A 12,139-nucleotide genomic window follows, 5' to 3' on the forward strand; every position below is an offset into this window, starting at 1 on the left:
CTTGCTGCTGTTAGCCTCTGCTAAGTGTGTTCCGAAAACTGTTTGGGGTCAGTTACCGCAGTCTTCAATCCTGAGAACGCTTTCGTAAGATGTTTTCTGCCAACTAATAGTGCTACGAGCGAGCATAGCACGTAGACGAAAACCATCTCCATATGAATATTAGGATAAGCAAACTGCGCTGCAAATAATACGAATAGTGCTCCTGCACCAACGAGAGATAGTCGCAGGTCAAGAAGCAGTATTATCGCAAGTAGGGACTGAGCTGCTGTCAACAGTATCTCTTCCACCTGCCTGTGATCGAGAGGTAACGAGTCAGGCCTACCGGCAGATACTGAGTAGATAAGAGGCAACATGGCTATTAGAAGGGTCCACTGATTGACCTTAGAAGATACCAACGCGCCCAAAGCTGCAGCTGCAGCCCCCCTCCAAGCGAATATGGATACCACAACAAATTCTGGAGCTTCTGATGCTAGGGGGGCTAGCCACTGGACAAGCAGGAACTCGTCGATACCCAGCAATGTGCCAGTTTCTACCAGGGAGTGAGCGAAAGGCTCTGCAACCAGCAGTATGCCTATTGCGGCAATAACTCCAAGGACGCCCGTGATCAATCGGCGCCTAGCTTTGGGCAGACTACCAATCATTGCTGCAGGGCCCACGAGCTCAGGATGCTCAGCTGGCATCCTGGTAAGCTGCCACATATAGACTCCAAATATGGCTATCAGTATGGCCATATCTATCAGTCCTATAGAGCTGTTGAGAGGTATGATGAAAGCTATTGCGGTAGCTACGAGAAGGGTTATTATCTCTACCCCATGGCTAGGCTCCAGCGAAACGCTCTTTCGCCGGCTTCGGAGCCATACAAGTAGCACCACCAAAGGCCATGCCACACCTATAAGCAGCCTGTTAGCACCCGTCATGTTAGCGACTGCATAGCTTGCGTATGAAGGCTCCCTAGCAGCCAGCCAAGCGAACGTGGCATCTACTACGTACTCGGGCAATATAGCAATCAATGCTAGTAATGCTAGTGCCAAACCCTGAGATACATCCATCTGCAGTACCTCAGCTGCCCATGAGAGCAGGAACGCAGCTCCCACTATCGCAATACCATATATGAGTGCTTGCAGTGGGGCCGCACCTTCAAGATGCAAGAATCTAAGTATCACCCCGGGGACAACTACTGCTACAGCGATAATAACCGCCAACCACTTAGACAAACTTATCCCTCCTATAGATCTTCCCATTTAAGAGTGTGAGTGCTTATGCATTATAGCTTTACGTAGCCTAGCAGAACAACAGCCTTTACTAGGGTTACTATACATAAAGCTGATGTGGTCTTATAATTACCCAGAACTATCCTCTCCAGGTGCCTAAGATGAATATCCTATCGAGATCTAGGGTATATTCTCTCACCAAGGTCAAAGCGATTGTATTGTGCTATCTTCTATGGCTAGTTCTTGTGGTTCTGTCCTTTTTCTGCGGCATACAGATATGGCGTCCATCGATCGCCCTCTTGTTGTACCTAATATTTCGTGATAGCGATGCAGGCCATTTCTTCTATCTGTCAAGCGTAGTAGTAGTTGCGATTATAACCTTTAGCTTTATGATGTTATCTGAGTACTACTTACGAGAAGGTATACCCAAAGGCTTACTTTGGAGCAGGTTTCTTTCCTTATTTCTGTTTGTGTCGATACTAGTACTGGTTGGTCTTACACTACAGTACGTTCTATGGATGCTTATCTAACTGTGCTCAGTCCTTACTAAATGGTAGACTAGCGTAGGTATTTTATGTCCAGGAGGTGGGTCTTGCAGGTCAAGCTAGCAAGAGAATTAGGATTCTGCTTTGGTGTCAAGAAGACATTGAAGCTATTTGATGAGATGGGATCCGATAGTAGAGGTGTAAAAACTCTGGGAACCCTCGTACATAACCCACAAGTAGTTAGTGAGCTCAAAGCAAGGGGTGTGGGTGTTGCTTACAGTGTTGATGAGGTGGATAGCGGCACTCTTACTATAACTGCTCATGGAGCTGGTCCCGACGCTTATGCCGAAGCCCAGCGGAAAGGACTTCGCCTTCTGGACACGACCTGTCCTCTCGTGACGAAGGTTCAAAAGATTGCTGAGTCGCTACACAAAGATGGCTACCAAGTGGTGGTCTATGGGGACCCCAATCATCAAGAGGTCCGAGGAATAGTGGGATGGACTGAAAACACTGCGTTAGTGAGTACAGATGCTAAGGAGCTTGTGCCACGTCTTAAGGCTTTGACTAGCTCTAAGAAGCGAGTTCCTAAGAAGCTGGCTGTAGTATCACAGACAACCCAACCTGCTGAAAGATTCAAGAGCTTTATAGCCGAGCTTGTATCTCTTCTCCCAGACGACTTCAATGAGTTCCATGTGCATAACACCATATGTCAGCCTACGCTTGATAGGCAAAGTGCTGTGGTAGAGCTTGCCAATGAGGTAGATGTAATGGTGGTCGTAGGCGGTAGAGATTCGGCCAACACTAAGCATCTAGCTGAGCTTGCAAGCGAGGAGGGAGTTCCTACCTACCATATAGAGTGGCCAGAGGAGATAGACCCGAATTGGTTCAAGGGTGCTAAGGTTGTGGGTGTTACAGCTGGTGCTTCAACGCCAGATGCTGTGATTGAGAAGGTTGTGAAAACGATCGAGGCAATCGAGCCAGAAGAGTAGGCATAAGTAGAAACTCTAGATCAGTTCTTCTGGATATCAGCTTTGGCTAGTACGGCGTATCCCACGCAGATCCAGAGTAGCCCTGCTATTATTAGTCCCCTACCTAGGAAGTAAGATGTTATTGACTGTAAGGGCATCCAGAAGATACCTGTCATTATCGGAATCAGTCGCCAGCCTTCCTTTATACCCGTGCTTGTTACATGGGCCAACCCTATCAGTAATAGGGCGAATAGAGTTCCCATCAGCGAGGCGATAGTGCTTACTCCTATAAGCGAAGGTTCCTGTGGAGAAGCAGGCGGTCCTCCCAAAGCTATATAGAAGATGTTGAACACGGATGCTAGTACTGCGATATAAGCCAGTGCAAGTCCTAGTTGTGCAATAGCTTTGTCTCTAGGTTGTAATCTCCAGTATAGACCCACAACACACAGGCTAAGAAGCAACATTACAAGCGGGCTAAGATTGATATTGGCTCCTAACAGGAATAATAGGTCGTTGACTATGAGGATTACACCTCCGAGTATCCCTAAAGCTCCCAATACTCTAATTGCCCTTTCAGACACTTTTACCCCCATAGATTTCGTCCATACAGTCCATACAAAGGATAGCAGGTTTTGTTTTTATTTTGGCTTGCCCAATTAGCTCACTGCTTTTATACTGTCAAGTAAGCTGATGTTTCCCTCCTTCGGCAGGAGAAAGGGGATGGATAGTTCAGATCCCATGGGCACCGGGATTGGTTCAGAAAGTCATTTGCCTTGGCAATCGGCTTACATACCGTTATTAGTTATAGAAAGCCACTCTAACAAAGTTATATTTGCTAACAGGGCTGCTCTCGATCTAATAGGTAAAAACGCCGATGATGTCATAGGTAAGTCTGCTTGCCAAGTCTTGCATGGTTCTCATCCCGAACGCTCAGAGCCATGCCCAATTGAGCGTTTAGGTACCAGTATTGATGGGGATTATTTGACCTTTATAGATCGGATCTTCCTGCGCAGCGAATTCCCGACCGAGGTTAGGTTTTTCGCTTCCCCCATAAATATGCAAGAGGAGGAAGGTCAGTTTGGTCCTCATAATGCTATATTGCTGCTAATAGATACTCCTTCCTCTACGCCTTATGTGGACAGCTCCCAATTTGCAGCTCTCTACAAGATGTCTGCTGGGGTGATTATTGCGGATGCTGACGATAATGTTCTCTATATCAATAGCACAGCTTTAGAACTACTAGGTTTTGAAGGTAAAGAAACTGACATTAAGGTCCAGGATGTGTTCTTGGGCTGCGAATTGTTTTCTTTGCAGGGCGAAAGTATCAGCTTGGACAAGCTGTTAGATGATTTCTCACCGGATAGCTTGTCCATCGACAACATAATTGGACTGAGGAAGTCGGGCGTAGAGATTTGTGTTCAATTTACCATCTTGCCTGTCAAACTGCGGGATACTGAGTTGCGGTTTATTCTTCTAAACAACATAACCTATGTCCGAGATCTATATAAGTCCCTGCTCAGTCTTCGAACCGAGAACAGTGCAATCCTGGAAGAGTCTCCCTTTGGGATAGCTGTTTTTGATCCCGACGGTCGTCTTATTAGAGTCAACAAGGCCTGGGAAAAGATATGGCTTACCGATAGAAACAAGATAGGTTATTACAACATATTTTCTGATAGACAGCTTCTTGAAAAGGGTCTGATGCCCTATATACGGCAAGCTTTTCAGGGGATATCTGTATCAGTTCCACCCATCAGATATGAGATCCAGCTTGAAGATAGCTATGCTAAGACTATCAATAAATATGTGAAAGGTGTGATGTTTCCTGTGCAGCTCGGAAATGAGCTGCATGAAGTGGTGTTTGTACAGGAAGACATAACCTCGCAGCAGGAGGCTGAGCAGCAGTTAGCGGCTCAATACGGTGTAAACAGGTTGCTAGTGAGCGCTTCTTCTCTTGAAGAGGTGTGTGAGAGGATATTACGGATCGTAGGTCCTGCATTCAAGTGGGATTATGCCTCCATATGGATTAAGCAGGGTGATCAGGATTCCCCTCTATGCTTACATAGTTGGAGATCGGCGCGTATAGCTGTTGATAAACAGATCGATTTCAGACACTTGTTAGGTGCTGATTATAGGATCATTGATGACGTAAAGGATGGCTCTCCCGTTTGGGCCGTCCACTCAATCGGCGCTAATGGTCCTAATACAAGAGATGAGATCTGGACTGGAGTGGCTATTCCCATCACTGTAGGGGGTAAGGTAACAGGAGCTCTTGAGTTCTGGAGAGAGGGCAACCACGGTAGAGATTCCAGAAGCCTAAGAGTGCTTCAGAGAATAGCCGACGAGATAGGGGCGTTCGTTCACAATCGATGGCAGGAGCAAGCCAGAAGAGAAGCAGAGGAAAAGTACAGGCGTATATTTGAAAACTCCGTTGAGGGTATGTTCCAGCTATCTGCGAAAGGTAAGCTGGTGGCGGCTAATCCTGCTTTCGCCAGAATATTGGGTTACTCCGGTGTTGAGGATGTTATTGGTTTGGAGGCAGATAGTCTGCAGAGAGTCTGCGTCGACGGTGATTGCTTTGATGACCTCAAGCAAGAACTGCGTGCCAAAGGATACGTCAAGGATTACGAGGCGAAGATAACCAGAGTCGATGGAGCTGCTATATGGGTGCTTATTAGTATTCGGAAGATTTTAGACGCCTCTGGAAATGCCATTGCTTACGAAGGCACCGTACAGGACATAACCGATAGGAAGCTATCGGAAGAGGCTTTACTTGAGAGCGAAGCTAGATTCCGAATGCTGTTTGAGCAATCTCCTGATGCCATTCTCCTTATAGATCCTCATGATGACCAGGTTTTTTGGAAGATAGTGGACTGTAATGAAGCCGCTTGCAGGATGAATGGCTACTCTAGAGATGAATTAGTGGGTCAACCATTGGATATTCTGCACCCAGTACCTATGAGTCCAGAAGAGTGTGAGCAACACCTACATTCCTTAAGGACTAACGGTCCTGATAAACTGGAGGCTCTGCACAAGAGCAAGGACGGAAGACTGATATTAGTTGAGTCTTCATCTTCCTTAATAACCGTCAATGGCCGAGAACTTATACTCGGTATCGATCGAGATATTAGCGAAAGAAAGCGCGCTGAGGAGAACCTGCGCGAGAGCGAGCTGCGCTTTCGAACGCTCTTTGAGCATTCCCCTGACGCCATATTACTTCTGGATCCATATGACTTAGAGGTTCCCTGGAGGATAGTGGATTGCAACGATGCTGCCTGCCAGATGAATGGCTATTCTAGAGACGAGCTTATAGGTTCACCAATTTCCATGCTTGATCCAAGCATGGACGACTTGGATGAGAGGAATAGGCATCTGGCGCAGATAAGACGAGAGGGTGTGGTAAAGGGGGAGGATTGGCATCGAAGGAAGGATGGTACTCTCTTCCCAATCGAGTTTACTACTTCGCTGATAATGGTGGGAGGAAGAGAACTTGTACTCGGTATAGACAGGGATATAACCGAGCGCAAGAGATCCGAAAACTTGTTAGCCCTTCAGGTAAAGAGACAAGACATGTTGGCAGAGCTGGGCCAAAGGGCCTTGGCTCATATGAACCTGGATGATCTGCTAGAAGATTCTCTATCTGTCTCTGTTCAAGCACTAGGACTTACAGGCATCGGATACTATGGGTTTGATCGAGATAAAAATCAGCTTATACTGAGGTCTTCTCTTGGGTGGGATGTTAGCCTTACTCCGAATCATCTTGAGGTCCCAGATATCTCGCAATGGTGGAGAGCACTCTGGAGTAGCGATAATCCTCCAAATGCACTAGGCGGGGGAGGTAGAGATGAAGATGCAAACTATCTAACAATGATAGTGCATGGCAGGGATGAGCCTTACGGGGTGTTAGTCGCTCGTAGGAAAGAGAATAGAGGCTTCGATGAAGCGGATCTTCATTTCTTGCGCTCTGTTTCTAACGTCATAGCTAACGGTATCGAGAGGATCAACCTTGAGGCTCAGATATCTGAAAGTCATCTTAGAGTGCTTGCACAGAGCAAGTCTGATGTTCTTCTTATCTGTGATCCCTCAGGAGCTATAAAGTATGTAAGCCCATCAATTGAGGATGTGCTTGGATATGCAAAAGATAGCTTGTTTAGTGTCAATGTAGAGGATATTCTGCATCCCAACGATATAGACAGGTATAAGGATTTCCTTGGTAATTTGTTGCCTACGAATGGGCAGCCTTCTACCACGGAGCTCAGGTTCAGGCGGCAGGATGGCACATGGCGATACATGGAGGTTATAGGTACTAATCTCCTCGATGACCCTACTATTAAGGGCATTTTACTGAACTTTAGGGATGTAACTGATCGTCGCGAGGCTGCTATTAATCAGGAGAGAGCGCGTATTGCCAGGGAAATGCACGACACGTTAGCCCAAGTTCTGGGGTATGTTAACACCAAGGCTCAGGCCGTGTATAGAATGCTATCTCACGGAAGTGTGGAGGAAGCTGTTGTTCAGCTAGAGCAGTTGGCAAGCGCCGCTAGATCCGCTTATGCGGATCTCAGGGAAGATATACTCGGCTTGAGAACCTCTGTTGACTCCGAACGTAGATTGAAAGACTCTTTGCTTGATTACATCCGCACTTGGGAGCAGCAGAGTTCAATCAAAGTAGAGCTGGAAATAGATCCAGATGTGGACCTAGATGCCATTCCGTCTTCTGCTGAGATCCAGCTTTTGAGGATTATCCAAGAATCGCTGGCCAATGTCCGAAAGCACTCTAATGCCTCCTCTGCTAAGGTGAAGTTTGAAGAAGTCGACAACTGGCTGCAAGTAACTATAGAAGATGATGGACAAGGATTTGATGTTCATGATCAAGGTCGTAGTGATTTTCCGAGATTTGGAATCTCTATGATGAAGGAAAGGGCAGAAGCCATTGGTGGGTTATTATGCATCAACTCAGAACCTGGAGTTGGTACTACGGTTATAGTAAGGGTACCCATCTCTCATGAGATAGAAGATATGACTAATAAGACCGGCCTTAGAGTTGTCATCGCCGATGATCACGCGCTATTTCGTGATGGTATTAAGAGCTTATTAGAGTCTGAAGGTTTCCAAATGGTAGGGGAGGCCAGTAATGGTCAAGAGGCAGTAGAGCTCGTACATAACCTAAGCCCTGACCTAGTTCTCATGGACCTCTCTATGCCTGTAATGGGTGGCCTGGATGCAATCAGACTGATCAGCGCAGATAAACCTAGTGTAAAGGTCATAGTGCTTACAGCTTCCGAGGAAGACAAAGATCTATTCGAGGCTATCAAGGCTGGAGCGCAAGGCTTTATCCCTAAGAACCTGGAATCCGAGGAGTTCTTCCAGTTGTTACGGAACGTTATCCGCGGAGAACCAGCTATTACTCCTCGATTGGCTGGCAAGTTGATCGACGAGTTCTCAAGGCCTGTAAGGAGTTCTTCGTTGCAGATGTTGACAGATAGGGAGCAGGAGATACTCCAATTGCTGGTAAATGGGGTCACTTCTACTAAGGACTTATCCAGACAACTTGGGGTTAGCGAGCATACCGTGAAGTATCACTTAAGGAATATTCTATCCAAGCTCCATCTCCAGAGTAGAGCACAGGTGGTTGCTTGGGCAGTACAACATGGCCTAAGCAGCAAGTAATCCAGATAGGGGGTACCTACACTTAAGTGTAGGTACCCCCTATCCCTTTTAGCGTGGTGGCCCGTTTCCTGCTATTGCTATTATCGTTCCTGATGATCCTGTAACTTCTCTATTTGCCTCCCCGCAGGATCGTCAGGTGCAGGAGGAGGGAGGCAGGAAATTCTTTTGGGGGTCAAGATGACACCACTTGGTATTTATCATTGCAGATTACAGAAGTTGTTAACTGAGCTGGAGGTTGAGACTGGTCATATACGCAGGTCAAGGGAACACTATCTCAGGTTGTTGGAAACCTGCAAAACTCCTCATCTGCACGAAGCCATAGTTCTAAGTTGGTGGCCTCACCTTCAGCAGATCAGTTGTAGAGCTAAGGATCTGGTTGTCAGAGCTAAGTCTATAGCTAGGGCAACAATTGATGGACTGAAGGATGCGGGAGTCGCCCTTAGCCCTAATGACATGCTGGTGGCCGCTAGCCGCAAGGAAGATATTATTAGGCAGATAAGCGCTCTCGATCCTGAATCCCTTATAGCTAACATGCAAGATTCAATAGATCGTTGTGATCGAGTAGGTATGTACCTTTATTCGCTCTATGGTTATGAAGCGCTGCAATCAGTTGAAACTGATAGCAGCATTCCTGAGGCTCTCAGAGCAGATCTGGCAGATGTGCTTTCGCAGATAGCTGCTAAGCTCCAGGACAAATTGGTAACTACTATATTCAACGACGCAGAAGAAGTATTAGATAAAGCTGAGGATCTGGAGTGGGAAGTAGAGAAGGTCATGGCGTTAGGTGCTTCAGACCTGCACAGAGATTCAAGAGAGGACGCAGGTAATCATACCTACTCCAGCAGGATCATACACTAGTTTCCTACTCTAAAGTGTAGGACGAAAACTCTACTTTAGAGTATCGTTTTCTAGATCAATGTTGTTTAAGCTTATGGTAGGACAGTAGCAGACATCCCTCCGTTGCAGGGGGTGGAAGTGGTGAGCCACCCCCTCTACTGTCCTTCCTGTTTTATTAAGAGGTGAGGATCATGGATATCTCTACTCTCGAGTATGAATCAAGAGAGGAAATGATCAAAGGCATAGAGCTTATGGTGAGGGATGGCTGGGTGGTACAGTCCATCTGCTATCTAGTTACAGATAAGTACAAGGTAGAGTTCATTCGCGAGTCTCTGACCTCTGAAACTTCCATGAGCGAACTTGAAGCTACATCCAGCGCCTGATGTCTGCTTTGCTCTAGCTTGCTCTATTGACAAAGGTTATCAGCGTTGCTATAGTCTGGTGGCAAGTGAATATTGAGGATACGGGAGCTCGGGTCAGCCGGGCTGAGAGGGTGGACAATCCCCAGGGAGCTCCACCGACCGTTGGAACCTGAACCGGGTAATGCTGGCGCAGGGAATCATACAGATCTCTTTGGCCGTCGGCTTCTACCCGACGGCTTTTTGTTTATCTATAAAGAATTGAGCTTAGGAGAAGCAAATGGGTGAAGCTAAGCTGAAAACTGGCTCTACTTCCATACACCTGTACGAGCTTGCAAGGCCAATCTGGCAGAAGCAGTTTGAGCATCCTTTCGTAACCTCCCTAGGAGATGGGAGCCTTCCTCAAGAGAATTTCAGGTTCTATATATGCCAAGATGCCTTGTTTCTCAACGAGCTTACTAAGATATTTGGATATGCAACCACCAGATCTCAACAGCTGGCTCATATGGAGAGGTTCGGAGAACTCCTCCTCAACACCATAAGAGTGGAGCAGGAGCTACATCGTTCATACGCTCAACGCTTCGGTATGTCTCCTGAAGAGATGTTGAGCGTGGAGATGGCACCTACTAACTACGCATACACCAGCCACTTGCATGCTGTAGCTTCCGTTGGTACTCTGCCAGAGATCATCACAGCCATCCTGCCTTGCGCCTGGATCTATGCCGAGGTAGGCAAGTACTTTAGCTCGCAAGGAACACCCGCTAGTGATCATCCCTACAGGGATTGGCTGTTGACTTACTCTTCGGATGATTTTGAACAGGTGGGTGCATGGTTACGCCAAGTACTGGACGAATCCACGATCCATGCAGATGATATGGAGATAAGTAGACTGGAAAAGATATTTATCACAAGTAGCAGATACGAGTGGATGTTCTGGGATATGGCTTGGAGACAGGAACAATGGCCAGTTTAGATCTTAGGCTATACGTAATAACAGATAGAAAAATATCAGGTGGCAGGTCTCACGAAGAGATAGCAGCTGCCGCGATCGAGGGAGGGGCTACGGTAGTTCAGTTCAGGGATAAGGAGTTAAGTGGCAGGAAACAAGTAGAGACTGCGCTGCGCCTTAGAGATATTGCTCGTGCCTCTGGGGTAACGTTTATAGTCAATGACAGGGTGGACGTAGCGTTACTTTCAGATGCAGATGGAGTCCATCTTGGGCAGGACGATATACCAGCTTCTATGGCCAGGAAGATTATGGGGAATAAGATAATCGGTGTCTCGGCATCAACTGTTGAGGAGGCATTGTTGGCTCAACAGCAAGGAGCGGATTATTTGGGGGTTGGTCCTGTATTCCCTACTGGTAGTAAAGCTGATGCTGCTCCCCCAATAGGTTTGACTGGGCTCGCAGAGATAGTAAGATCTGTGGATATTCCTGTTGTGGCTATTGGCGGCATATCTCAGGAGAATTTGGTGGATGTGCTTGAGACGGGTGTGAGTGGCGTTGCGGTGATATCGGCTGTAGTAGCAGCCTCTGATATAACCCAGGCGGCTCGCAATCTGAGGGCTGTAATAGATGCTCATAGTTCATATGGGACCACACATAGATGAAGCTGAATGAGCTTGGAGAGTTTGGCCTTATAAAACGTCTAGTGGATAAGTTGCCCGAATATGGCCGGGATGTGATCGTAGGGCCAGGTGATGATGTGGCAGTTTTGAGAACTAGCTCAGATAAATATTTGCTTGCCACTATTGATTCGCAGGTGGAAGGAATCCACTTTCTATTTGAATACACAGGAGCCAGGCAGCTGGGTGAAAAAGCGATAGCTATTAATGTCAGTGACATAGCATCGATGGGTGGTCAGCCCAGACACGCTTTGGTAAGCCTTGCGCTCCCAGATTCATGCCAGCTCAAGCTCGTCGAAGAGCTCTATGAAGGTATATACTCGGCCTCTCATGCGTATGGTCTGGATGTGATAGGCGGGAATATATCTAGCTCCAGGAGCGGACTCCTTGTGGATGTCTGTCTTCTTGGCGAGGTTGAGCCAGAACACCTTGTACTCAGATCTGGTGCTGCTCCGGGAGATGGTATCTATGTAACTGGGTGGCTGGGGAGCTCTGCTGCCGGTTTTGAGCTGCTGTGCAGCAAACTGAGGAATTGCGATGAGCGTATTTGGGAAGAGCTTACGAGTTCTCATCTTACACCTAAGGCAAGGCTGTACGAGGCAAGATCTTTAGTTGCTACCGGGGCGGTATCTGCAATGATCGACATAAGCGACGGCCTCATAAGTGACCTCGGGCATATTCTGGAGGCTAGTGGAGTCGGAGCTGTTGTGTATACCGATCGATTGCCTATAGCGACCGCTGTCAGAGAGGTTGCATCCACGCTAGGGAAGGACGCGTTACGTTGGGCTCTGTCTGGAGGTGAAGACTACGAACTGTTGCTAACAGGAGACAGGCGCGTCTTGGACGGTATAGCTTCTGATAATGGTCTGGGTGGTACTCCTCTTACATTGATAGGAGAGATATTGCCGCAGAGTGCAGGACTGCAGCTGGAAGGCTTGAATGATGCAAGCATACTTAGCAAGGGATGGGATCACTTCAAGAGGTGA

Annotated in this window: 9 protein-coding genes and 1 riboswitch; of the genes, 7 read left to right on the plus strand and 2 right to left on the minus strand. The window is 47.3% G+C overall.

Going from position 1 to position 12,139, the window contains the following annotated elements; genetic code table 11:
• Positions 1 to 20: 20 nt before the first annotated feature.
• Entirely contained in the window at positions 21 to 1,241 is a 1,221-nt protein-coding gene (locus TTER_RS03175) for a sodium:calcium antiporter (protein ID WP_420894130.1), read from the minus strand.
• Between the two features lie 562 nt (positions 1,242 to 1,803).
• On the opposite strand from TTER_RS03175, the gene ispH reads away from it, so the two are divergent.
• On the plus strand, positions 1,804 to 2,685 hold the full coding sequence (gene ispH / locus TTER_RS03185) for a 4-hydroxy-3-methylbut-2-enyl diphosphate reductase (RefSeq protein ID WP_012874591.1): 882 nt from the start codon (positions 1,804 to 1,806) through the stop codon (positions 2,683 to 2,685).
• A gap of 20 nt (positions 2,686 to 2,705) precedes the next feature.
• Here the strand turns inward: ispH and TTER_RS03190 are convergent, their stop codons facing one another.
• A complete protein-coding gene (locus TTER_RS03190) occupies positions 2,706 to 3,245 on the minus strand; it encodes a hypothetical protein (protein ID WP_041424332.1) in 540 nt (179 codons plus the stop codon).
• 139 nt (positions 3,246 to 3,384) lie between these two features.
• Between TTER_RS03190 and TTER_RS15560 the strand changes: the two genes are divergently transcribed.
• From TTER_RS15560 to thiL, 6 genes are all read left to right on the plus strand, one after another.
• On the plus strand, positions 3,385 to 8,331 hold the full coding sequence (locus TTER_RS15560) for a PAS domain S-box protein (RefSeq protein ID WP_012874593.1): 4,947 nt from the start codon (positions 3,385 to 3,387) through the stop codon (positions 8,329 to 8,331).
• Positions 8,332 to 8,508: 177 nt separating this feature from the next.
• Positions 8,509 to 9,189 (plus strand): hypothetical protein, encoded by a 681-nt coding sequence (locus TTER_RS03205; RefSeq protein WP_012874594.1) that lies wholly within the window; start codon positions 8,509 to 8,511, stop codon positions 9,187 to 9,189.
• 170 nt (positions 9,190 to 9,359) lie between these two features.
• On the plus strand, positions 9,360 to 9,551 hold the full coding sequence (locus TTER_RS03210) for a hypothetical protein (RefSeq protein WP_012874595.1): 192 nt from the start codon (positions 9,360 to 9,362) through the stop codon (positions 9,549 to 9,551).
• Between the two features lie 70 nt (positions 9,552 to 9,621).
• Positions 9,622 to 9,743, plus strand: a riboswitch (TPP riboswitch).
• A 64-nt stretch (positions 9,744 to 9,807) separates the two neighbouring features.
• Positions 9,808 to 10,500: a thiaminase II gene (tenA, locus tag TTER_RS03215; protein WP_012874596.1), complete on the plus strand. Its 693-nt coding sequence runs from the start codon at positions 9,808 to 9,810 to the stop codon at positions 10,498 to 10,500.
• The gene (gene thiE, locus TTER_RS03220) at positions 10,488 to 11,138 is read left to right on the plus strand and encodes a thiamine phosphate synthase (RefSeq protein WP_012874597.1); all 651 of its coding nucleotides are present in this window, start codon (positions 10,488 to 10,490) and stop codon (positions 11,136 to 11,138) included. The genes tenA and thiE overlap by 13 nt, the downstream gene beginning before the upstream one ends.
• Positions 11,135 to 12,139: a thiamine-phosphate kinase gene (thiL, locus tag TTER_RS03225; RefSeq protein WP_012874598.1), complete on the plus strand. Its 1,005-nt coding sequence runs from the start codon at positions 11,135 to 11,137 to the stop codon at positions 12,137 to 12,139. The genes thiE and thiL overlap by 4 nt, the downstream gene beginning before the upstream one ends.

This window comes from Thermobaculum terrenum ATCC BAA-798, assembly GCF_000025005.1.
Classification (GTDB): domain Bacteria; phylum Chloroflexota; class Chloroflexia; order Thermobaculales; family Thermobaculaceae; genus Thermobaculum; species Thermobaculum terrenum.